This window comes from Pseudomonas sp. LBUM1673, from assembly GCF_059695645.1.
Window position 1 is genome coordinate 3,949,330 of the sequence record NZ_CP166780.1, and the last position, 21,494, is coordinate 3,970,823.

Here is a 21,494-nt window from a genome sequence, read left to right on the forward strand (position 1 = left end):
GATGTCTTCCTCAGGCTTGATAAACGGCAGTGGATGTGGCGCTGGATATTTTGTCCCGACGGAAGAACGCCAGGCGATCTTCATCCAGAGCAAGGCCCAGCCCCGGTGTTTGCGGGACGTGCAGTTGGAAATCGCGGTAAACCAATGGCTCGCTGAGGATGTCTTCGGTGAGCAGCAGCGGGCCGAACAGCTCGGTATCCCAGCTCAGTGCGTTGAGCGTGACGAAGGCATGGGCCGAGGCCAGCGTGCCGATACCGCCTTCGAGCATGGTGCCGCCGTACAGACCGATACCGGCCGCTTCGGCGATGGCGGCGGTTCGCAGTACGGCGCGCGGGCCGCCGTTCTTGGCGATTTTCAGAGCGAACACCGAAGCTGCGCCCTCCCGCGCCAGGTTGAAGGCGTCCTCTACGCACTCGATGGATTCATCGGCCATGATCGGCGCCGGGCTCATGGCATTCAGGCGCGCCATGCCCGCGCGGTTATTGCGCGAGATCGGTTGTTCGATCAGATCGATGCCGTTGGTGCCGAGGATCCGGCAGGCCCGCAGGGCAACCGCTTCGTCCCAGGCCTGATTGACATCGACCCGCACGCTGGCGCGATCGCCCAGCGCCTTTTTGATCGCAATGACGTGGGCCAGGTCGCTGTTGACCTCGCCAGCGCCGATTTTCAGTTTGAAGATCCGGTGGCGGCGCAGGTCGAGCATTTGTTCCGCTTCGGCGATGTCCTTGGCGGTGTCGCCGCTGGCCAGAGTCCAGGCCACCGGCAATGCATCGCGAACGCGGCCGCCCAGCAGCTCACTGACCGGCAGGCCCAGGCGCTTGCCTTGGGCGTCGAGCAAGGCGCTTTCGATACCCGACTTGGCGAAGGTGTTGCCCCGAATGCTGCGCTCCAGGCGCAACATCGCGGCGTTCACATTGCCGCTGTCCTGGCCAAGCAGCAGTGGCGTGAAGTGTTTGTCGATATTGGTCTTGATGCTGTCCGGGCTTTCGTTGCCATAGGCCAGACCGCCAATGGTGGTGGATTCACCGACACCTTCAATACCATCGGCACAGCGCACCCGAATGATCACCAGTGTCTGGTTCTGCATGGTGTGCATTGCCAGCTTGTGCGGGCGAATGGTCGGCAGATCGACGATGATCGTCTCGATCGATTCAATGGCAGTTGCACGCATGTCGATACCCGTCAGGTTCTTAAAGTTCTGGAACGGATTCTCGTACGGCTTTTTCCGGGCGGCCAATATAGAATTGGTCTGGCTCGATACCTTAAAGGTATTTAACAGATCGACGTCCGGAGGCCTCAATGGAACTGCGTCACCTGCGGTATTTTCAGGTGTTGGCTCAAACCCTCAACTTCACCCGCGCCGCCGAACTGCTGCACATCGCCCAACCGCCACTGAGCCGGCAGATCCAGCAGCTGGAAGACGAACTCGGGGTGCTATTGCTGGAGCGTGGGCGACCGCTGAAGCTGACCGACGCCGGGCGGTTTTTCCATGAGCATTCCACCGCTCTGCTTGAACAATTGGGCAAGGTTTGCGACAACACGCGGCGGATCGGTCTGGGCGAAAAGACCTGGCTGGGCATCGGCTTTGCGCCATCGACACTGTATGGCGTGCTGCCGGAACTGATTCGCCGACTGCGCAGCGGCGAGCCGCTGGCGCTTGAGTTGGGGCTCTCGGAAATGACCACGTTGCAACAGGTGCAGGCACTCAAGGCCGGGCGCATCGATGTTGGCTTCGGTCGCATCCGCATCGACGACCCGGCCATCCTCCAGACCGTGCTCACCGAAGATCGCCTGGTCGCCGCCCTGCCCGCCGGGCATCCGCTCCTCGCCAGGCCCATCAGCCTTCGTGAACTGGCGAAAGAACCCTTTGTGCTCTACCCCGGCAACCCGCGACCGAGTTACGCCGACCACGTGATCGCGTTGTTCGAATCCTATGGCGTGCACATTAACGTGGCGCAATGGACCAACGAGCTGCAAACGGCGATCGGTCTGGTGGGTGCGGGAATCGGGGTGACGCTGGTACCCGCCTCGGTGCAGTTGCTGCACCGCGACGACATTGGCTTCACCCCGGTGCTGGAAGACAACGCCACCTCGCCGATCATCCTCAGCAGGCGCGTGGGCGATGTATCGCCGGGGTTGAATCATTGTTTGCAGATGATCGATGAACTGCTGCCGTGCGACAGGCTCGTGAATTAGGCCATGACACCTGCGAAGGCCCGACGGCCGGCGCGCATTTCTGTACGAAGTTCGCCGATCAGGTTGGAAATATCGCGAACACTGGTCAGTTCGTCGGGTGAGACCCCGGTGATCAACAGCTCGATCCGCCCGGTGGAGCCATCGAAGACCTTGATCCGCAATGTTTCATCGCGATTCACGGTGCATTCGCAAGACAGCGGCTTGAAACCGGACTCCACAATATGGCAAAGCTGGGGAACTGGAACCATGGCGAACGCCCTCGAGGCGGTTTCCGATTGGATCCACTCAGGATAGATCAACTTGCGCAACGCGCCAGCGAGCTTTGTAGCAGCTGTCGAGCTTGCGAGGCTGCGTTCGGCTGCGCAGCAGTCGTCAAACCAGAACTTGCGGTGCATCAGGCAAACCGCGTCAGCTGGATTCACGACTGCTGCGCAGCCGAACGCAGCCTCGCAAGCTCGGCAGCTGCTACACAGTCAATCGTCGACATTGCTCAGTGAGCATCCCCATCCCACAACCAGTTCCAGATACCCGGCAAACGAACAGGCTCTGAACTCTGCGTGACGGTGCGCGCCATGGCCGCCCGCTGCAACGCTGTCGTATCGTCGTAAAACGGTTTCTGCGCTGTGGTCATTCCCGTGGCACGGGCGCTGTCGAGCAGGATTTGCAGGTATTCCCGGGTATGCCGGGCGGTGTAGCGATTCAAGTCGTGAAAGGTCACCACCACTGGAATCACCCCGTCCACCGTCGGCAACTCGCCAAGGGCGATGCGCTCGCGGACTTCGGACAGCTCCCGCAGCAGGTTGGCCCGCCGACGTGGGCTGGCGTTGAAGCCCCAGATTTTGCCGTCATTGGCGCTCAGGTCGGTCAGCAGCACGTGCATGCCATGCTGTTGATAGGCCGCGAAGGTGCGCTGGTCGTAATTCCAGAATGGCGGACGCACCAGGGTCGGCGAGGATCCGGTGATCGCGGCAATGTCTGCGCTACCGTTGGCGAGCGACTGCTCCAGTTCTTCCGGGTCCAGAGAACGATGGTTGGTGTGCCGGGGGGTGGCCGTGTGGAAGCCCAGCAGGTGACCTTCGGCATGCTCGCGACGCATGATCTGGCGGCCCACGTCGCTGCCGCCGGCGCGTGAGGCACGGGTCTGCACGAAGAACACGGCTTTAATGTCGGGTTGCAGCGGATTACTCGCGAGGCTGTCGAGCACAGTGACGGTCGGGTTGTAAAAGCCGGACGCGCTGGGCCCATCATCAAAGCTCAGCAAAAAGCGGATCGGCGCTTGCGCGCGCAAACGCTGTTGCGTCTGTGGCGTCATTTCAATGGGCGCAGCAATGCAGCCAAGCAGACCGACTGCGATGGCGAACGCGGATAGAACCTTGACCAACTGCTTCATGTTTTGCCTTGGGCCAGACCTTGCGGGTCACGTTTAATGGCAAAAACCCCTCGCCCATTCATCCTTCGACCGGCCCGCAGGTTGCTGCGGGCCGAGGTTGGATAAGGGTACACAGTGTTTGGTTCCAGCGCCCGATTTGGTTATCGGGAGAGCATAAGCTCATGACCGGGAACAGTCAGTGTCTGCCCGGCAACAGTGACTCAACAGACTGTGTTCCCCGGTGCATGCTGATACCCCATCATCCGCCTCCAACCCCTGATAAACCGGCAGTTCCAGGACATGGCACAGAGCCTGCAATATTCCTTTAACGCAGGACGCACTCAAGAAAAATGATTTTTCGGGAATAAGAATTCGCCGCCTTGCCTGGAGCTGTCCCATGAAACCGATCTTCCGCTTTCCCAACGTCAGGTCTCTGCTCAGCGCCTGTGCACTGGCCCTGAGCCTGCCAACCTTCGTCCAGGCGGCTGAAACGCCGCCCGCCGAAGTGCATCTGGACTATGCCTATTACTCGCCGGTCAGCCTGGTGCTCAAGCACTTCGGTTTTCTGGAAAAGGCCCTGCCACAGACCAAAGTCAGTTGGGTGCTGAGCCAGGGCAGTAACCGCTCGCTGGAGTACCTCAACAGCGGCGGCGTCGACTTCGCCTCGTCCGCCAGCCTGGCAGCGGTGCTCAGCCGGGCCAACGGCAGCCCGATCAAATCGGTTTACGTGTACAGCCGCGCCGAATGGACGGCCTTGGTGGTGCGCAAGGATTCGCCGTACAAAACCGTGGCCGACCTTAAAGGCAAGAAAATCGCCGCGACCAAAGGCACCGACCCGTACCTGTTCACCCTGCGCAGCCTGCAACAGGCTGGTCTGACCAAGGACGATGTGGAGCTGGTGCACTTGCAGCACCCGGACGGTCGCACCGTCTTGGAGAAAGGTGACGTCGACGCCTGGGCCGGGCTGGATCCGCACATGGCCGCGAGCGAAGTGCAGGCCGGCTCGCGCCTGCTGTACCGCAACACTAACTTCAACAGTTACGGCGTGGTCAGCGTCACCGACAGCTATGCCAAAGAGCATCCGAAAACCATCGAAACGGTGCTGAGCGCCTACGAAAAGGCCCGGGACTGGGCGGTGAAAAATCCTGATGAACTGGCGAAGTTGCTCGCCACCGAGTCCGGTCTGCCGCTGGAAGTGGCCAAGCTGCAACTGTCGCGCACCGACCTGAGCAGCCCGCAACTGACCGCCAGGGATGTGATCGCCTCCAAGGCTGCCGCACCGATTCTGGTCTCCGAAGAACTGGTTCGCCGTGGGGTGAATGTCGATCAAGTGATCGATCAACTGATCGACACCGGTTTCAAAGAAACCGTGGCCCGTCAGTAACGATCACCACGGCTAAAACCGAATCCGCGCCCGTCGCGGATTCGTCGTGACTGGAGAATCCCCCATGACCAGCAAAAGCAAAGACCTGCCCGTCCACCTGGCATTGCCTGCACCGCGCCGCCTGAGCAACGCCTGGCAATTGCGCCTCAAGGGCCTGGCCCTGCCGGTGCTGATCGTGTTGGTGCTGGAGTTTGTCGTGCGCATCGGCTGGCTGCCGTCTTATCAAATGCCGGCCCCCAGCGACATCGCGCTGACCCTCGGTGACCTGGCCGAAGGCGCGCTATGGAAACACATCAGCGCCAGCCTGCTGCGGGTGCTGCTGGGGTTCGCCATCGGCGCCAGCCTCGCACTGGTGTTCGCCGCATGGGTCGGTTTGAGCCGCGAAGCCGAAGCGTATCTGGAACCGACCTTCGCCGGCCTGCGCTCGATCCCGAGCCTGGCTTGGGTGCCGCTGTTGTTGCTGTGGCTGGGCATCGACGAGACCTCGAAAATCGTCCTGATCGCCATTGGCGCGTTCTTTCCGGTGTACCTCAACGGCGTCGCGGCGATTCGCGACATCGATCGCAAACTGGTGGAAGTCGGGCAGATGTACGGCTTCAGCCGGCGTCGACTGGTGCGGCGGATTCTGTTGCCCGCCGCCCTGCCCGGCCTGTTCACCGGGTTGCGCAGCGGCATGAGCCTGGCCTGGATGTTTCTGGTGGCCGCCGAGCTGATCGCCGCGACCAAAGGCCTGGGTTATTTACTCAGCGACGGCCGTGAAACGTCACGCCCGGACATCGTGCTTGCCGCGATCATCGTCTTGGCGCTGCTGGGCAAACTCAGTGACGGCATTCTCGCAGGCCTGGAGAAGCGCTTCCTGGCCTGGCGCGACACCTTCAACGGCCAAAGCGCAGAGGATTGAGCCATGACCGAACACCTGTTGGACATTCACGTCGAGCGCAAAACCTTCGCCGCCACCACCGTCCTGAAAAACATCCATCTGCAATTGCAGCCCCGGGAAACCGTCAGCCTGCTCGGCCCCAGCGGCTGCGGCAAAAGCACCTTGCTGCGAATCGTCGCCGGCCTGGAAAAAGACTTCCAGGGCGAGTTGCGCAACAGTGCCGGTGAAGTCGCCTTCGTGTTTCAGGAACCGCGGCTGATGCCATGGCTGACGGTCGAACAAAACATCGGTTTCAGTGCCGACAGCGATTACGACAAGGCCTGGGTCGCGCAACTGATCGAAGAGGTCGGCCTCAAAGGGTTCGCTCAGGCCCTGCCCAAAGCGCTGTCCGGCGGCATGGCTCAACGGGTCGCGATTGCCCGCGGTCTCTACTCGCGGCCGCAGGTTTTGCTGCTGGACGAACCCTTCAGCGCGGTGGACGCCTTTACCCGGATGAAACTCCAGGACCTGCTGCTGCAATTGGCCGAACGCCACGCCATTGCCCTGCTGCTGGTAACCCACGATGTCGACGAAGCGTTGTACCTCAGCGATCGCGTGCTGGTGATGGACAACCGCCCCAGCAGCATTCGTCAGGAACTGGCGGTGGAACTGGCGCATCCACGCGATCGGCGCGATCCATTGCTGGCGCACCTGAAGGCCTTGTCGTTGACCGAGTTGCAGCGGGCGCATGTCATCTGAAGATGCCCCCTCTAAACCTGTGATTGCATTCCAGGCTGCAGAAATTGAAAGGCCCCGATCCATGGCGGGGCCTTGGGGTATGTGCAAGCCGATCAGGGCTTCAGCGGGCGCTCCTGGTCGCGGTCCGACAGCTCTTTACCATCGTCGGGGTGCTTCCAGTCCGGCCTCGAACGCCTCTGCTGCTCGAGCTCTTCCTCCGTTGGTTCATCGATGTCTTCATCCGGGTCCGGATGCTTTGGTTCAGTGGCCATGTCCACCTCCCATCCTCAAAGGATCAGTCATCTATTTTTAAGCGTAGAACAGTTCCGCGCGGGATGACTCAAAGCCACCACCGCAGCAAAAAGAAAAACCCCATGCTCAACAACATGCTGAGCAAGGTGTTGCGGGTGTAAAGCACCAGGCCCACGGCCACCAGCGAACTGATCAGGTAGGGGTTGTCCCACTGCAGGTTCAGCTGCTTGTCGGGCATGAACACGATCGGCCCGCAGATCGCGGTGAGCATGCCTGGCACTGCGAAACCGAGGAACTGCCGGGCATTACTGCTCAAGCGCACCGGCAGTCGAGGCTCAAGAAATACGTAGCGGTTCAGGAACACCAGCAGGCCCATCCCGATAATCACAGCCCAGACCATCATGTGCGCCCCCTGTAGAGTTTGTTGCAGATAAAGCCTGCGGTCATGCCCGCCAACCCCGACAGCACCAGCGCCGAGCCCCATTGCCAATAGCTGAACAGCACCGAACAGAACAGCGAAACTGCCACACAGACCACCGTCGGAACATTGCGCACCACTGGTGTGATCAAGGCGATAAAGGTCGCCGCGATGGAGAAGTCCAGCCCCAGGTGTTCAAGGCCCGGAATGCTGCTGCCCAGCACAATGCCCGCAAGGGTGAAGAGGTTCCAGGCGATGTAAAACGTCAGGCCCACACCCAGAGCGTACCAACGATTGAATTGCTGTTTGTCATGCTGGCTGGTCAGGGCGAACAGCTCATCGGTGAGCAAAAAGCCCAGCCCCACTCGCCAGCGGCCCGGCAACGGGGAAATCACCGAACGCATGCTCATCCCGTAGAGCAAATGCTGGGAGGTCAGCAACAACGTGGTCAACAGAATCGAAAAGACCCCGGCGCCGCCCTTGAGCATACCGATGGCGACCAATTGCGCCGCACCGGCAAACACGATGCTCGACAGCCCCTGGCCTTGCAGGGGCGTGAGGTTGGCCTCGATGGCCATGGAGCCGGCCAGCAACCCCCAAGGCGCGGTCGCCAGGGACAGCGGCATGATGGCCGCGGCACCGCGAAGGAATGCACTGCGCGGCATGAGTGAGTTGGACATAACGCTCTACAACCAGGGAAAGACCCCATACTGTGCCAGCAGTCGCGGTGGATGGCTTGAACAATCTTGCGCACTTGCACGCAACCGGTACTGATTTTCGAGATTGACAAACATCGCGCCGACTTTTAAAACTGAGCACCTCATTCAGGGTGTAAGCAACCATGTCCGCAACCTTCAACCTCAACACTGTCGTCATTGGCTTGACTGCCAAGGCGCAAGGTTGCGTTGCGCACGCCCTTAAATCGAAGAAACAGTCGCTCATGTGACCGGGGCGCGCTGTCCCGTCAGATGAGCTGACAGGACATTGAGCGCGACGGACACTCCCTCCTCTTGCTGACTTCCTTCTACGCTTCTGACGGTGACGAAATCGGTCAACCTTCAGGAGAAAGTACATGTCATCGTTTCAAGGTATCTGGGTTCCCATCGTTACGCCGTTTCACCATGGCGCGATCGACTTCGCCGGGTTGCGGCGGCTGGTCAGTCATCTGCTGGAAAAAGGCGTCGATGGCATTGTGGTCTGCGGCACCACCGGGGAAGCCGCGGCGCTGGGCAAACATGAGCAACTGGCCGTGCTCGATGCGGTGCTGGAACAGGTTCCACCAGAACGTGTGGTCATGGGCCTGGCCGGCAACAACCTTGCCGAATTGTTGCAATTTCAAAGCGAAATCCTGAAACGTTCTCTGGCGGGTTTGCTGGTTCCACCACCGTACTACATCCGCCCGTCCCAGGCCGGCCTCGAAGCCTTTTTCAAAACCATCGCCGATGCTTCCAGCGTCCCGGTCATTCTCTACGACATTCCCTATCGCACTGGCATCGCCTTCGAACAGTCGACCTTGCTCCGGATCGTCGCCCATGAGCGGATCGTCGCGATCAAGGACTGCGGTGGCAATCCAGCCACCACCCTCGCGCTGCTTTCCAGCGGCAAAGTCGACGTATTGTGCGGTGAAGACCACCAGATCTTCGGCGCTTTGTGTCTGGGTGCCAAAGGCGCGATTGCCGCCTCGGCCCATGTTCATCCCGAGCTGTTCGTGATGCTGTATCAACAGATCCGCGACAACCAGCTAGCGGCCGGCCGAACGACCTTCTTCCAGTTGCTGCCGCTGATTCACAGCCTGTTCATCGAGCCTAATCCCGCCCCGGTGAAAACCGCCCTGGCCCTTGAAGGATTGATCCGCGATGAACTGCGCGCGCCGATGCAACGCAGCAGTGAAGCCACGGCGGTGCGCTTGAAAGAAGTACTGGCCGTGCTTGAAAACAGCAATCGATAGAGCACACGCGTCCAGCCCGAGTACCATGGAGCGATTCACATAACGCGTCAGGCAATCGACATGCTTTACCGAATCGCCGCCGACGGGCTGGTGCTGTCTCACTTGCTGTTCATTCTGTTCGTGCTGTTCGGCGGGCTGCTGGTGCTCAAATGGCACCACCTGATCTGGTGGCACCTGCCCGCCGCTGTCTGGGGCGTGATCGTGGAAGTTTTCCATTTGTCGTGCCCGCTGACCGAATGGGAAAACCTCATGCGCCATGCGGCCGGGCAAACCGGTTACGGCGGTGGTTTTATCGAACATTACGTGTGGCCGATCATTTACCCGGCCGGGCTGACACCCGCGATTCAACTGGGGCTGGGCAGCGTGGTGCTGGCGATCAATGTGCTGGTCTATCTGCGGCTGATCCGCTTGTGGAAGTTGCGGCACCCCACTCGTTCAGGGCAGTGACCGGTCTGGTTGAGTTCAGTTGGCAATGACACTCATGTTCCGGCCACTGGCCTTGGCCACATACAGCGCCTTGTCTGCTGCGCCGATCAAGTCCTCAGGCTGGTTCTGCGACATCTGATTGTAGGCGCAGACCCCAATACTGACCGTGACAGTGCCTTCGGGACTGTCGCTGTGCTTGATGCCGGCTTGCTGAACCGCACGACGGATCTTTTCCGCCACCAGAAACGCCCCCACATAATCGGTGCCGGGCAGCACCACCGTAAACTCCTCACCACCGAAGCGGGCTGCGAGATCGCCGGGGCGCTTGATGTTGTCCGTGATGATGTTGCTGATCTTGCGCAAACACTCATCGCCCGCCAAATGACCGTAGTGATCATTGAAACTCTTGAAATGATCGACATCGATCATCAGCAGCGCCAGGCTGGTGTGGGTACGCCTGGCGCGGCCCATCTCCGCCAGGATGAATAAATCGAACTGTCGCCGGTTGGAAAGCCCGGTCAGTGCATCCTCCAGAGCCAGCAATTTAAGGCTGTGGTTGACCTCAATGAGTTTGTCCTGAGCCTCCAGCAATTCGTTCTGAATATGATTCTGCTGCTTCATCACGCGGATCAGGCGATAGCCGAGAACGCCCAGAAACCCCAGCAGCAATGAGACGATGCCCGCACTGAGTATGGATTCCTGCCGCCAGCTGGCCAGGACTTCTTCCTTGTCGAGAGCGGTAAAAACGATAAGCGGATAACCCTCGACCCGCCGAAATCCCACCACCCGCTCCACCCCGTCCACGTAGGATTTGACGATGGCCGTTCCGGAATTTCCCTTGGGCAACAGCTGGGTAAACAGCGGCCCCTTGGCGACGTTGGTACCGATATCGGCTTCGTTGAACGGGCGGCGAACGACGATAGTGGCGTCGTCAGCGATCAAATTGACCACCCCGTTACTGCCCATGTCGATGCTGTTGTACAGGTCCAGGAAATGGTTGAGATAGATCGAAGCCGCCACCACGCCGGCAAACCGCCCATCGGCGTGATTGAACCTGCGTGACACGGTCATGACCCACTCACCGGTCGAGCGACTTCTTATCGACGGACCGATATGAGGGCCGCGCTCGGGGTGATCACGGTGGTAGATGAAATATTCACGGTCGGAGTTATTGCCATTGGCTAGCACAGCGTTGTTGGAGTTGGCGAGCCAGCGTCCTTCTTCGTCGTAAACGAACAGCCCATGGATCTGCGCCAATTCACCGCGCTGGGCCTGGAGCAAACGTTGCAGCCTGGGAATTTTCGCCGGTTCCATGCCATCGTTTTCGAGACGGTCCACCACGGCAAACAGCAGCGTGTCGGCCTGCTTGATCGAGGCCTGAGCCTGCGAGGCCAGTGTTTGCGCCAGGTTGGACATCTCCACTTCGCTGCCGCGCAAATGATACTGACGTGCGTTCCAGCCTTCCCCGATCACAATGGCCGTCATGGACAGGCATACAGCAACGAGCAGGAAGACTGCGTATCGAACCCTGAGTCTCGACTCAACCTGCTCAGGCACCCAAGGCGTGGCGAGCCGGGTGCTTTCAATACGATCTTTGACAGACGGATGCCCCATGACGCTCCCGTAATCCCTTATGACATGGCGAATTTTCCCGTTCGCCCTTTTAGCGCCAGTCAGCCGTGGCCGGCGCTCAGACCACTATGACCCATCAACGAATACGATAGGTGATTTGCACGAAAATGCTCATCGCCAACGATCGTAAGGCTACACCCGCGCCTGTTTCACCGCCTCAAGCCAGGCCCGATTCAATTGCGTCTGTTCGGTCTCGATACCCAGCGCTTCCATCCGCGCCTTGTGCTGGTCCATCTCACGGGTCAGCTGGCTATGGTCGCTGGAATTGCCATCCAACTGGTGCATCTGGCTCAGCCCCAAGTGATAAAAACGCAGCAGCTTCATAGCGCTCGGATCGCCCTTCTCCACTGCCGCCGTCACCTGGTGCATGACGTTGGTGATGCTCATCAGGCTGCGTTTGAGCTGCCAGCCGTACACTGCTGGCGCCATCCATTCCTGGGTCCAGAACTTGCCGCGCATCAACGCCGCCATCAGCAACAATGCGGCAAACACGCCGCCCACGTTAAAACGCAGATTGTCGCCGCCGGGCTCACCAAACAGCGCCACCGCCGCCGTGGACAGCACCATCACCAGCGCCAGGAACATCAGGGCGATGATCACCGTGCTGCGTCGCGTCTGGCGCCGATAGGTTTCGGCATTCATTGGCTGGATTTCGAACATCGCGACGGGGTTCCTTGCATCAATGGTAAAAGGCTCTGTAGCAAAAAGACTGCGGGGCATTATCGCCTCCCCGAAGGATTTAGCTATGCTGGGGCTCCTTTTCATCTTTTCATCGTCAAACGGGGACATAGCGATACAGCGCAGTTCGTGCCATCTTCATCATGGATACACACTATTCGGATGCCATGCGCCTGCCGGCGGGTGACATCGTTTTAAGGATCATTGAATGACCCAACGACATGTAATCAACGCCTCGGTCAGCCCTAAAGGCAGCCTGGAAACACTGTCCCAACGTGAAGTACAGCAACTGAGCGAAGCCGGAACCGGCCTCACCTACACCCTATTCCGCCAGTGCGCCCTGGCCATCCTCAATACCGGCGCCCACGTCGATAACGCCAAGACCATTCTGGAAGCCTACAAAGACTTCGAAATCCGCATTCACCAGCAAGACCGTGGCGTACGCCTGGAACTGCTGAACGCCCCGGCCGACGCTTTCGTCGATGGCGAAATGATCGCCAGCACCCGGGAAATGCTCTTCAGCGCCCTGCGCGACATCGTCTACACCGAAAACGAACTCGACGCCTTGAGCATCGACCTGAGCACCTCTCAGGGCATCAGCGACTACGTCTTCCACCTGCTGCGCAACGCCCGCACCCTGCGCCCCGGCGTCGAACCGAAAATCGTGGTGTGCTGGGGCGGCCACTCGATCAACACCGAAGAATACAAATACACCAAGAAAGTCGGCCACGAACTCGGCCTGCGCAGCCTGGACATCTGCACCGGTTGCGGCCCGGGCGTGATGAAAGGCCCGATGAAAGGCGCAACCATCGCCCACGCCAAGCAGCGCATCCACGGTGGCCGCTACCTCGGCTTGACCGAGCCCGGCATCATCGCCGCCGAAGCGCCGAACCCGATCGTCAACGAACTGGTGATCCTGCCGGACATCGAGAAACGCCTGGAAGCGTTCGTGCGGGTCGGCCACGGCATCATCATTTTCCCGGGCGGCGCGGGCACGGCCGAAGAGTTCCTGTACCTGCTCGGCATCCTGATGCACCCGGACAATGAAAGCCTGCCCTTCCCCGTGGTCCTCACCGGGCCGAAAAGCGCCGCACCATATCTGGAGCAGTTGCACGCCTTCGTCGGAGCTACACTCGGTGAAGCCGCGCAGCAGCACTACGAGATCATCATCGACGACCCGGCTGAGGTGGCGCGGCAAATGACTCAAGGCCTCAAAGCGGTCAAACAGTTCCGTCGCGAGCGCAACGACGCGTTCCATTTCAACTGGCTGCTGAAGATCGACGAAGGCTTCCAGCGCCCGTTCGACCCGACGCACGCCAACATGGCCAACCTGCAACTGAGCCGCAACCTGCCCTCCCACGAACTGGCCGCCAACCTGCGCCGCGCGTTCTCCGGCATCGTCGCCGGCAACGTCAAGGACAAGGGCATCCGCCTGATCGAAGAACACGGGCCATACCAGATCCGTGGCGATGCCGCCGTCATGCAGCCGCTGGACAAACTGCTCAAAGCCTTCGTCGCCCAGCACCGGATGAAACTGCCGGGCGGCGCGGAGTATGTGCCGTGTTATCAGGTGGTGGCGTGATATAGCCGATGTGAGCTTTAACATCACCCTGTGGGAGCGGGCTTGCTCGCGAAGGCGGCGTAACAGTCGACATCTCTGTTGAATGTTAAGCAGCTTTCGCGAGCAAGCCCGCTCCCACACTTTGACAAGAAACCCCGCGTGATGCGGGGTTTCTTGTTTTTGGGGACTGTGTCAGTGGACCTCATTGTGGCGAGGGGGCTTGCCCCCGTTGGGTTGCGAAGCGACCCCAAATCCTGCAACCGCCTTCTTTCAGGCACACCGCATATGCCGGTTTTGCGACTGCTGCGCAGCCGAGCGGGAGCAAGCTCCCTCGCCACAGATGCCCAATCACTTCAGATCCAGTGTCAGGCAGGCGGATCGAGGTTATCCAGCACCCGGTTGACTGCCAATTCCCCAAGCATGACCACCTGTTGAATCCCCAACATCATGTTGCGATGTGGCATATCCATCAACCCGGCGAACTCACTGAGCATCAAGCTCGCTGACGCCAGGGTTTCGCAGGCGTTGACCAGCAGGGTTTCGTTATCGACCTTCGCACCCACATGGTAAATGGTGCTGGGTTTGCGCTTGGTGTCTTTGGGGATGGGCGGTTTGAGGTAGTGATCGAGGGCGCGGTCGGCGGCTTCGTGGAGCTTTTTGGAATCGAGGGATTCGTAGGGGGATGTCGGATCGGTTTCCGGGGGATTTGGCGTTGGTTTGAACATAGATGAAGCTCCTAGAGTCATGGAGCTGCCACGGTTCGCTGCGAGACGAAAGGAGGTGGCAGCTATACGCAGGTCGCAGACCGGGACTCTAGAACCGGCAGACCCGAAGGTCTCCCACGTACAGCCGCCATAACATGAACGGACAGGCATACCTGTTCACGAACGGAGGATGTTGTGCGTCTAGAGATACACGGGCTGCGAGACCCGATCGCTGATTTGTCAGCGACCGGCAAACGATAGAGCCCGCCCCCAAGGCGCACAAGCCGGCGGATTCTGGCGTAGTCGTAGGCAACGGCGCAAGGCTGTGTAGCCTGAGTGAGTATCTGGAGATGTCTTTTAAACATCGCCTGTTTATTAGTCTTGCTGAGGGTTTTGTAGTGGCTGGGCTGGCCTCTTCGCGAGCAAGCCCGCTCCCACAGTTGATTTGTGTCGGTCACAAATAATGTGTTCACAGAAGATCCAGTGTGGGATCGGGCTTGCTCGCGAAGAGGCCCGAAAAAACACCCTCCAACTTTCGGTCAAACCACCGGACAAACGGGAAATAGCAGTAGCAGTAGGGACAGACGGCCTTTTTCTTACTGTCCCGTCCTGAATAAGGTTTACACCTTCTGATCTATTTTTCAGGAGGACGTAATGGAATCAGCAAAAAGGCGTAGTCAGTGAGACTACACGCTGATTTTTAATTTGTCGGTCGTCGACCAGGTCGCTGTGGCGACTGAGTTTGGAAACTGGCGCAGCGGACGCGGCTCAAACTCTCGAAAAACCTTGGAGAGGCTTGAGCACGCGTTGCGAGCCGAGGTGAATCAACATGCGCAGACGTTGGAGTAGATTTGTGGGGATTCCTCAGGGTCTGTTCCCGGTTACCTCTGCGCCTTATCAATTGCCCGACTACCACTCACAGCAATGGGACTGGTTGTTTCCAGCGCAGAACCTGCGCCTTTTGCACCAATGAATTTTAGGGAAAACCTCAGGATCCCCCTATTATTTACACCATGTAACCCGCAGACCTCATCAGCAACAACACCGTCTCATCAAATTGTTGATCAGATATACCTCTAATAGATTTGGCACTCTTCCATTTCCATATTACAGGAAGGATTCTGCTATCCAAACGATCAAACTCTTCCAAAAAAATATCTGCTAAAGCGTATTTATCTAAATCATGAACGACCTCCAGCATCATGTTCAACACGATGTTTGGTGACTTTCCATCCAGTATTTGCGCTAACAAGTATCTATTTTCCGAAAGTGACATAGGTAATTTCGCCGATGGTTTCAATTTTTCCGACAAAGGGGACAGATTTATTTTCTGACCACTACGCCCGAAGCAAACAAATAAATCCGTCCCCTTTCCCCAAGAACTGAGGGTCATACACTGGATTTTGTGATGGTTCCGATAAACGTTTTTCTGCTTTTTCTATCCAGACAACATCTTTAGCCACTCGCTCACGCCAGTAGCTTATGTTCGCCATCGAGTCCCGGATCATGGCTGTGCTCCTGAAAGATTTGTTTTTGAAGCTAGTATTTTTGACGTATCAATGGGCTTTGGCTTACCTAACGAGTCGAGCACCTGGATCTCAGTGGCCCCATCCGGCCCCGTCCTCACAACCCATGTCTCAGTGCGGCCTGTCTTTATGGCAGTGGCGATATCCCTAGCTGAATCAACACCCACTGCCTTTTCCAACCGCCATCTACATAGCTTTAATCTCTGAAATCAGAGCCAAAAACTCTGACTCAGTTAACTCAAATTCCTCGCCCTCCTCCATGGCCATCAATGTGAGGAGTGCTCGATCCATGGGGGCAGTAATTTCTAAGCCATGGTCTTGGTAGATTTCAAACGCCACTTTAGAGATCCTAAAAACATCGAAACCTCTAGCCAGTGTTCTTTCTAGATCCATAGCAAGATCAGCTTGTGAGTACATTATTTCCAGCTCTCCAACTCTGCACCTGCAGGAGGATAGTGCTACGCGCTAACTGGCTGCCCATTAATGCTTTTAGGGTGAACCCGTATGATATTTCCTGAATGGTCATAGCTTTCCATCCACTGCCTAGTGGAGCCGGTCGTAGGATTGTACTCCGTGGCAAACGAAGCGCCACGAGTAACACCTTCAGCTCGAGCAGGGACTTCCTGAGTGAAATATAAATAAGGGGACAGATTTATTTTCTGGCTACTATGCTCGAAGCAAACAAATAAATCCGTCCCCTTTTCCTGCTCTTTTCCTGCTTTTCCTGTCGCCTCTTTTCCTGTCCCCTTTTCCTTTACTCCTGAGCCAGGAATAGGGGGGAATGCCTTTTGCACCATTAAATTTTAGGCACTAGCGCAAAAAGCCATCCCTGCATTAAGTAGTTGCAAATATAATTCGCCGCCTTATCTGAACTTCGCTTTAAAAAAACAGAATCCGACTCATCGACCCCTTGATCGCAGTACCAGCTGTCGTACGTCTGTTCAGCTATCTCGCCAACTAATTGATATACATCCCCTCCGAGAATCGAGATTCCGAAAGCCTCAAGCTCATAAATAGCACGTAAAGCGTCATCACGATCCAGAGCCCAGTTCCGTACCCCCAAATGCTCTAGGGATACCCCGCGACTTAGAATAGGATCAATTTGTTCTGACCATATAACACTCATAAATCACTCCGCTGGGGTCGGTTTGAATAATCGATGATTGATTGACCCATCCGACTCCTTTATGAATTCGAAAACGTCTCGTTTCCCACGATACTCACCTGGAATTTTCAGCATATCTCTTACAACACCATCTCCCCCTGTGATCTTCGTCACCTTTCCGGCCCCTTGGAACGCTGTGACACTTTCCGGGAATCCATGAAGATCGCCAGTCTTGATCTGATTTAAGACTTTATCTGTGTATTTCGTACCTGCGAAGAAATCATCCGCTACCGAACTTCCTCCTTTTACACCACCCAAGTGTCACAGAACCGTGGTTCGCGTAAAAAATCACGCGTCCAGTCTCTACGGGCTCACTTGGCAGACGACCCGGGCACAACACACTCAGGCGGTGACAGCAGACCTCCACTCAGACCAGTTGGCTAGGCTTCTACAACTAACAAGAGACGTTCAAACCGCAAGCAGAGATAAAGTCACGCATCGGTATATCAAGAGAGCTACTCTCTCCAGCGGAAAGAACATCTTGCAATGTGACAATACCTTTTTCAAAGTCCAGAGAAACGTCAAAGCAATTAAACTCGAACTCCCTCAGCAAAACGTTCTTTGAGCGCATCCGCTCATCAAAGGCATCTTTCAAAATAGAGCGAACGCTGTCGTCCAACTCTTGGACGACAAATCGTTCTATTAGTGTGCCGCCACTACTCATAACCATTCCTAACTAGTACGGAAATGCAGTCTGAATTACACCATCCCGAACATTTATTTTGATTGTCGATGTTGAAGCGCCTGAGACGCTTGTTCCAATCACCTTGCCTGCGTTGTACTCAATAACGTGTCCACTTGGGCCATTAGGAGTTACCTTCCCATATCTCAACGCGTTATCAACATAACTAGAGACGTCTTTAACAGATGTTCCTTGCGAAAACTTACTAACATTCGCAAATCCTGAGTCAGGTCCATGGCGATAGAATACATGCTCAATACCTGTCATCAGACCGCCCTTGTTGTAAGTGCTCGCGCTCCACGATGCATCTATTTGCCTTGGAGCTGGTAATGCCTTGATCGCGTCATCTACAACAGCCCCAGTTCCTTTTGTCCCTAGCGCAATCCCTGCCCCTATGCCGAAGAACTCCCCGGCCATGAACGTACCCCAGGCCTTGACGAACTCATTAGCAGGCTGGACACCATCAAACCCTTCTCCTTGAGCGAGCGCAAGCTGTGCTTGGGCTATTTCTTCAGCTGTGGCTCCCTGTCCCTGCATGTATTCGACCAGGGAGGTTGCCGCTTGCCCATATTCAGACAAGCCTGGAGGCAAGTGGTCCCCAAAGTTGTACTGCGTGCCGTTTTGCGCAACCCACGCCCCGGTTTGCAGCTTGTCGGTATCAGCATCAGGATCTTGCACAGCAGTCGCCAGCACGCCGATCAGTTGCGAGTTCATGGCCAACAGCCGATCCCTATCCGCTTTCGGCATCCCGGCATAGACCGAGGCCAAATTGTCGACCAGGGCTTCGTTGACGCCGGCCGCCAAGGCACCCGTTTTGAAGTCTCCGCCTGCGGCGAGCGAGGCCAAGCCCCCCATCACCGCGTGCAAGCCAATTTTGGCGAGGCCTCCGTTTGGCAGGCCGTTCTGTAGGCTGATATCACCCACGAGATTGAAGCCATAGGCAGCAAACGCATTCACCAGACTGCTTTGCAAGGCATCACCAAGGCTGCCGTCGCGACCCAGTGCTTTGTTGAGCAACGCAGAGGTGCTGTTTTGCAGAGCCTGGTTTGCAGTGAACTGGGCGACACCTTCCAGGCTGCTCAACCCGCCGGAATTGGAAACTACGACCTTGCCCGTGTTAGCCAAAGCCCCGTTGGTGGAGTCAGTCAACGCGACGCTTGAATCGGTGCTGGTACTGGTCCAATCGTTGAACAGACCGGTGGTAAAACCCGCCACGGCCCCGGCAACGATGTAGTTTTTCATGCTGTCAGCGCTGAAGGTTTCTTTGAGGGCCGCGCCAAGATTGCCTTTATTGTTGATGGTACTGACCGTGGCCGTACTGGCTGCAGAGGTGAGCACGGCGGTGAGGGCAGCGTTCGCCCAGCCAGCGGCGACAGCTTGTGTCGTTGCGGTCGCCGCAGTACCGGCTGCTAATGCGCTGCCCGCCCCTGCGTTTGCGGCAGAAGCCACGAAACCTGAGGCTGCACCGGCTGTGAAGTAGGTGACGATGATGATGATAATAATCATCGCCGGACCACCTAGCCCGGAATGGCTTTCATCCCAGCTGTCATGCAGCTCTTTAACCCGGCGCCAATCCACATCGCCCCGCGCTTCTACGTCTTTGAGCCAGGCCATGCTCGGGTCAGCTTGCACCATGGCATCGATCGTCTGGCTCACGCTTTGTTGGTTGATGTCTTTGATATCGATGTGTAACCCATCAACCGCCTTGATGAGCGTCTGGCCTTTAGCAATCAACTGGCTTTGCCGCAGCGTTTCATCAACTTGGCCTTCGTTCTCCATACTGGTCCACGCCCAGCTATTGCTGCTCTTGTTGTGGCTCTCCTGGCGAGAGTCCTTCACCGCTTCGAAAGTGATGCTGCCACCACTGTCGAGAATGATGTTATTGCCGCTGTCGAGCTTCGCCACCTGATACCGCTGATCCCCACCGCTGGACAACGTCAGGTCGCCACCGGACTTGATCTGCGTACTAATGTGGGTGATCTGCGTCACCTCATCGCGCTGGGTCATTTCACTGCCCCACCCACCGCTTTTTTTCATGTCGTACAGCGAGTAGTCACTGTCTTGCGCGGCCAGCAGTTGCAGGTCGCCGTCGGCGTGCAGGTAGGCTTCTTTGCCGGCGCTGATGTCGCTGGCGATCAGGGTCATGTCATTGCCAGACTTGAGCGTGAGTTTGCCGCCGGCCTCCAGTGAAGTGCCGATCTGACTGATGTGGTCTACCTGACGGGTTTCCTTTTTGTCCTTGAAATAGGAATGCTCTTCGTCGGCAGCGGCACCGAAGAACACATCGCGCTTGGCCTCGATGGTCACGTCGCCCTTGGCGTCGATCTTGCTGGCGACCGCCGCCATATCGCGGCCGGCATCGATTGTCAGGCCGGCACCGGAACTGACCTCGGCGCCGTGCTGGGTGAGAGTTGAGTCGAGGAAGTTGGTACGGCTTTCGGAGTGGCGCTCCTCCACCGAAGTGATAGTGACGTCGCGCTTGGCATCGATCTCCATGTCGCCACCGCTTTTCAGCACTCCACCGATGTTGAGCACGTCGCGCCCGGCGTTGATCACCAGGTTGTTGGCGGCTTCGATGCGGGCGGCGTTGTCCACGAAGTCTCGTGCGTGGCTGTAGTCGCCAACGCTGCTGTCGTGGGAGGTCACCGTGCGCTCGTTGACGACGTCGCCGTTCGTGGTCTCGAGCGTCACGTCCCGCCCGGCAATAATGCCCCCCGACTTGTTGGTCAAATTATTGGTGGCGAGCACCTTCAACTGGTCCCCCGCCTCCAGCAACCCGCTGCTGACCAGATCATTCTTGACCGTCGCATCAAGGTTCTGGCTGGCGCGCAGGGTGCCGGCGTTGTTCAGGTCTTTGCCGGCGATCAGGGTTACGTCGCTGCCCTGGATCAGCGCACCGTTGGCCGCCAGGCGATTGTTGGCGTTGGCCAGGTACAGCACCGGCACCAGCACTTTTTCGCCGTTCACTTCGTGCTCTTCGAGCCAGACGATGTCGTGGGTCAGGGCCGCGACTTGCTGTGAAGTGAGGGTCACGCCGAGGCTCAGGTTGAGCTGCTCCTTGCTGGCGATGGCGTTGTTCATCAGGTACTTGTAGAGCGCTTCGTCCGAGGTCTGGCCGTCGATGAAGCGTTGGCCGGTGCGGGCGACCACGGCTTGCTGGACCAGTTTCTGCTCGTAGAGGCCGTCGCCCAGGCGCTTGGCGCTCTGGTCGGGGTCGTAGCCGAGGCCGGACAGCAGGTAGTCCGAACTCATGAATTGCTTGAGGTCGGTGAGTGCCGGGTTGGTTTCGATCAGGTATTTGTGCGGCTGGGATTTGCCGGCGTTGCTCGGCACGCCTTGCACGCGGTTGAGGGTGACCGGCGCACTGGTAGACGAGGTGACGCTGGCGCCGGTGAGGGTCCAGCTTTGCGGGCCGGTGCCGGTCGGGTTGGTGCTGCCTTCCTGACTCAGGCGGAACAGGCCGTTCTGGCTGGTGGGCAGGTTGAAGCCGGGGAGCGTCAGCGGGTTGACTTGTTGCTGGGCCAGATCGGGGGCGAGTTGCTGGTTGATCTGGATCCGCGTCGAGTAGCCACTGCCCGCGCCGGTGTCGGTTTGGGTACGACCCGCCGCCACATAGGCGTAGTACGGGCGAACCACGCTGTTGTTGATGTTCTGGGTGGCATCGAGGGTGACGTTTCCACCCGCCTGGATGATTGCATCCAGAGACTCGCCGCTGACGACGCGGCTGCTGGTCGGCAGTGTTTCGCCCATCCAGGCCAGAAAGTTGCTCATGTCCTGTTCGACGGTGGCCGAAGGTGTCGGGTTGTTTCGTTGGGTGAAGAGGTCAGCCATTCTGATGGCCGAGGCGGTTTCGTTGACCCAGTTCACGAATCTTCGGGTGGATTCGATGTCCTGCTCTTGCACACCTTTGTTGTTGATCGTCGACGCCGGACAAAAAAGGGGACAGACGGGACAAA

At 57.9% G+C, this 21,494-nt stretch carries 21 protein-coding genes; 7 read left to right on the top strand and 14 right to left on the bottom strand.

Features of this window, described 5'->3' with window-relative positions; genetic code table 11:
* Positions 1 to 10: 10 nt before the first annotated feature.
* Entirely contained in the window at positions 11 to 1,171 is a 1,161-nt protein-coding gene (locus ACA044_RS18170; protein ID WP_497442637.1) for a muconate cycloisomerase family protein, read from the bottom strand.
* A 128-nt stretch (positions 1,172 to 1,299) separates the two neighbouring features.
* On the opposite strand from ACA044_RS18170, the gene ACA044_RS18175 reads away from it, so the two are divergent.
* Complete coding sequence (locus ACA044_RS18175) at positions 1,300 to 2,196, top strand: LysR family transcriptional regulator (protein ID WP_497442638.1); 897 nt, start codon at positions 1,300 to 1,302, stop codon at positions 2,194 to 2,196.
* Here ACA044_RS18175 and ACA044_RS18180 read toward each other — a convergent pair.
* A complete protein-coding gene (locus ACA044_RS18180) occupies positions 2,193 to 2,444 on the bottom strand; it encodes a DUF1652 domain-containing protein (RefSeq protein WP_497442639.1) in 252 nt (83 codons plus the stop codon). The two genes, ACA044_RS18175 and ACA044_RS18180, sit on opposite strands and share 4 nt — an antisense overlap.
* Positions 2,445 to 2,686: 242 nt before the next feature.
* A complete protein-coding gene (locus ACA044_RS18185; RefSeq protein ID WP_497442640.1) occupies positions 2,687 to 3,586 on the bottom strand; it encodes a polysaccharide deacetylase family protein in 900 nt (299 codons plus the stop codon).
* Positions 3,587 to 3,962: 376 nt separating this feature from the next.
* Here ACA044_RS18185 and ACA044_RS18190 point away from each other — a divergent pair, with 376 nt between their 5' ends.
* The 3 genes from ACA044_RS18190 (at position 3,963) to ACA044_RS18200 (ending at position 6,567) form a co-directional block, all read left to right on the top strand.
* Positions 3,963 to 4,949: an aliphatic sulfonate ABC transporter substrate-binding protein gene (locus ACA044_RS18190; protein WP_497442641.1), complete on the top strand. Its 987-nt coding sequence runs from the start codon at positions 3,963 to 3,965 to the stop codon at positions 4,947 to 4,949.
* 64 nt (positions 4,950 to 5,013) lie between these two features.
* Positions 5,014 to 5,850 (top strand): ABC transporter permease, encoded by an 837-nt coding sequence (locus ACA044_RS18195; protein WP_497442642.1) that lies wholly within the window; start codon positions 5,014 to 5,016, stop codon positions 5,848 to 5,850.
* Between the two features lie 3 nt (positions 5,851 to 5,853).
* Positions 5,854 to 6,567 (top strand): ABC transporter ATP-binding protein, encoded by a 714-nt coding sequence (locus tag ACA044_RS18200; RefSeq protein ID WP_497442643.1) that lies wholly within the window; start codon positions 5,854 to 5,856, stop codon positions 6,565 to 6,567.
* A 92-nt stretch (positions 6,568 to 6,659) separates the two neighbouring features.
* Here the strand turns inward: ACA044_RS18200 and ACA044_RS18205 are convergent, their stop codons facing one another.
* The 3 genes from ACA044_RS18205 to ACA044_RS18215 form a co-directional block, all read right to left on the bottom strand.
* The gene (locus tag ACA044_RS18205; protein ID WP_185047213.1) at positions 6,660 to 6,818 is read right to left on the bottom strand and encodes a hypothetical protein; all 159 of its coding nucleotides are present in this window, start codon (positions 6,816 to 6,818) and stop codon (positions 6,660 to 6,662) included.
* A gap of 68 nt (positions 6,819 to 6,886) precedes the next feature.
* On the bottom strand, positions 6,887 to 7,198 hold the full coding sequence (locus tag ACA044_RS18210) for an AzlD domain-containing protein (RefSeq protein WP_162830927.1): 312 nt from the start codon (positions 7,196 to 7,198) through the stop codon (positions 6,887 to 6,889).
* A complete protein-coding gene (locus ACA044_RS18215; RefSeq protein ID WP_497442644.1) occupies positions 7,198 to 7,896 on the bottom strand; it encodes an AzlC family ABC transporter permease in 699 nt (232 codons plus the stop codon). Before ACA044_RS18215 ends, ACA044_RS18210 begins: the two co-directional genes overlap by 1 nt.
* A 392-nt stretch (positions 7,897 to 8,288) precedes the next feature.
* Here ACA044_RS18215 and dapA point away from each other — a divergent pair, with 392 nt between their 5' ends.
* Together dapA and ACA044_RS18225 are read left to right on the top strand one after the other, a co-directional pair.
* A complete protein-coding gene (dapA, locus tag ACA044_RS18220; RefSeq protein WP_497442645.1) occupies positions 8,289 to 9,164 on the top strand; it encodes a 4-hydroxy-tetrahydrodipicolinate synthase in 876 nt (291 codons plus the stop codon).
* 60 nt (positions 9,165 to 9,224) lie between these two features.
* Positions 9,225 to 9,611, top strand: coding sequence for a DUF2784 domain-containing protein (locus ACA044_RS18225; protein ID WP_497442646.1), 387 nt, complete (start codon positions 9,225 to 9,227; stop codon positions 9,609 to 9,611).
* Between the two features lie 15 nt (positions 9,612 to 9,626).
* On the opposite strand, the gene ACA044_RS18230 is transcribed toward ACA044_RS18225, so the two are convergent.
* Entirely contained in the window at positions 9,627 to 11,204 is a 1,578-nt protein-coding gene (locus ACA044_RS18230) for a sensor domain-containing diguanylate cyclase (RefSeq protein ID WP_497442647.1), read from the bottom strand.
* A gap of 150 nt (positions 11,205 to 11,354) precedes the next feature.
* Complete coding sequence (locus tag ACA044_RS18235) at positions 11,355 to 11,882, bottom strand: DUF3087 family protein (RefSeq protein WP_497442648.1); 528 nt, start codon at positions 11,880 to 11,882, stop codon at positions 11,355 to 11,357.
* A gap of 226 nt (positions 11,883 to 12,108) precedes the next feature.
* Between ACA044_RS18235 and ppnN the strand changes: the two genes are divergently transcribed.
* Complete coding sequence (gene ppnN / locus ACA044_RS18240; RefSeq protein WP_201121300.1) at positions 12,109 to 13,482, top strand: nucleotide 5'-monophosphate nucleosidase PpnN; 1,374 nt, start codon at positions 12,109 to 12,111, stop codon at positions 13,480 to 13,482.
* A 344-nt stretch (positions 13,483 to 13,826) separates the two neighbouring features.
* Here the strand turns inward: ppnN and ACA044_RS18245 are convergent, their stop codons facing one another.
* The 6 genes from ACA044_RS18245 to ACA044_RS18270 all read right to left on the bottom strand — a co-directional run bounded on the left by ACA044_RS18245 (position 13,827) and on the right by ACA044_RS18270 (position 21,405).
* Positions 13,827 to 14,186, bottom strand: a complete 360-nt coding sequence (locus tag ACA044_RS18245; RefSeq protein ID WP_497442649.1) for a DUF6124 family protein — start codon at positions 14,184 to 14,186, stop codon at positions 13,827 to 13,829.
* A gap of 985 nt (positions 14,187 to 15,171) precedes the next feature.
* Positions 15,172 to 15,558: a hypothetical protein gene (locus tag ACA044_RS18250; RefSeq protein WP_497442650.1), complete on the bottom strand. Its 387-nt coding sequence runs from the start codon at positions 15,556 to 15,558 to the stop codon at positions 15,172 to 15,174.
* A 319-nt stretch (positions 15,559 to 15,877) separates the two neighbouring features.
* Positions 15,878 to 16,108, bottom strand: coding sequence for a hypothetical protein (locus tag ACA044_RS18255; RefSeq protein ID WP_052964929.1), 231 nt, complete (start codon positions 16,106 to 16,108; stop codon positions 15,878 to 15,880).
* Between the two features lie 379 nt (positions 16,109 to 16,487).
* Positions 16,488 to 16,817 (bottom strand): Imm40 family immunity protein, encoded by a 330-nt coding sequence (gene imm40 / locus ACA044_RS18260; protein ID WP_497442651.1) that lies wholly within the window; start codon positions 16,815 to 16,817, stop codon positions 16,488 to 16,490.
* A gap of 433 nt (positions 16,818 to 17,250) precedes the next feature.
* The gene (locus ACA044_RS18265) at positions 17,251 to 17,520 is read right to left on the bottom strand and encodes a hypothetical protein (protein ID WP_497442652.1); all 270 of its coding nucleotides are present in this window, start codon (positions 17,518 to 17,520) and stop codon (positions 17,251 to 17,253) included.
* 12 nt (positions 17,521 to 17,532) lie between these two features.
* The gene (locus ACA044_RS18270; protein WP_497442653.1) at positions 17,533 to 21,405 is read right to left on the bottom strand and encodes a DUF637 domain-containing protein; all 3,873 of its coding nucleotides are present in this window, start codon (positions 21,403 to 21,405) and stop codon (positions 17,533 to 17,535) included.
* Positions 21,406 to 21,494: the final 89 nt, after the last annotated feature.

Bases quoted from the DNA above. Each gene is read 5' to 3' on its own strand.
- ppnN (WP_201121300.1), top strand. From the start codon at position 12,109: ATGACCCAACGACATGTAATCAACGCCTCGGTCAGCCCTAAAGGCAGC.
- ACA044_RS18205 (WP_185047213.1), bottom strand. From the start codon at position 6,818: ATGGCCACTGAACCAAAGCATCCGGACCCGGATGAAGACATCGATGAA.
- ACA044_RS18265 (WP_497442652.1), bottom strand. From the start codon at position 17,520: ATGAGTAGTGGCGGCACACTAATAGAACGATTTGTCGTCCAAGAGTTG.
- ACA044_RS18170 (WP_497442637.1), bottom strand. From the start codon at position 1,171: ATGCGTGCAACTGCCATTGAATCGATCGAGACGATCATCGTCGATCTG.
- ACA044_RS18195 (WP_497442642.1), top strand. From the start codon at position 5,014: ATGACCAGCAAAAGCAAAGACCTGCCCGTCCACCTGGCATTGCCTGCA.
- ACA044_RS18175 (WP_497442638.1), top strand. From the start codon at position 1,300: ATGGAACTGCGTCACCTGCGGTATTTTCAGGTGTTGGCTCAAACCCTC.
- ACA044_RS18185 (WP_497442640.1), bottom strand. From the start codon at position 3,586: ATGAAGCAGTTGGTCAAGGTTCTATCCGCGTTCGCCATCGCAGTCGGT.
- ACA044_RS18230 (WP_497442647.1), bottom strand. From the start codon at position 11,204: ATGGGGCATCCGTCTGTCAAAGATCGTATTGAAAGCACCCGGCTCGCC.
- ACA044_RS18200 (WP_497442643.1), top strand. From the start codon at position 5,854: ATGACCGAACACCTGTTGGACATTCACGTCGAGCGCAAAACCTTCGCC.
- dapA (WP_497442645.1), top strand. From the start codon at position 8,289: ATGTCATCGTTTCAAGGTATCTGGGTTCCCATCGTTACGCCGTTTCAC.
- imm40 (WP_497442651.1), bottom strand. From the start codon at position 16,817: ATGAGTGTTATATGGTCAGAACAAATTGATCCTATTCTAAGTCGCGGG.
- ACA044_RS18235 (WP_497442648.1), bottom strand. From the start codon at position 11,882: ATGTTCGAAATCCAGCCAATGAATGCCGAAACCTATCGGCGCCAGACG.
- ACA044_RS18190 (WP_497442641.1), top strand. From the start codon at position 3,963: ATGAAACCGATCTTCCGCTTTCCCAACGTCAGGTCTCTGCTCAGCGCC.
- ACA044_RS18210 (WP_162830927.1), bottom strand. From the start codon at position 7,198: ATGGTCTGGGCTGTGATTATCGGGATGGGCCTGCTGGTGTTCCTGAAC.
- ACA044_RS18225 (WP_497442646.1), top strand. From the start codon at position 9,225: ATGCTTTACCGAATCGCCGCCGACGGGCTGGTGCTGTCTCACTTGCTG.
- ACA044_RS18180 (WP_497442639.1), bottom strand. From the start codon at position 2,444: ATGGTTCCAGTTCCCCAGCTTTGCCATATTGTGGAGTCCGGTTTCAAG.
- ACA044_RS18245 (WP_497442649.1), bottom strand. From the start codon at position 14,186: ATGTTCAAACCAACGCCAAATCCCCCGGAAACCGATCCGACATCCCCC.
- ACA044_RS18255 (WP_052964929.1), bottom strand. From the start codon at position 16,108: ATGTACTCACAAGCTGATCTTGCTATGGATCTAGAAAGAACACTGGCT.
- ACA044_RS18250 (WP_497442650.1), bottom strand. From the start codon at position 15,558: ATGACCCTCAGTTCTTGGGGAAAGGGGACGGATTTATTTGTTTGCTTC.
- ACA044_RS18215 (WP_497442644.1), bottom strand. From the start codon at position 7,896: ATGTCCAACTCACTCATGCCGCGCAGTGCATTCCTTCGCGGTGCCGCG.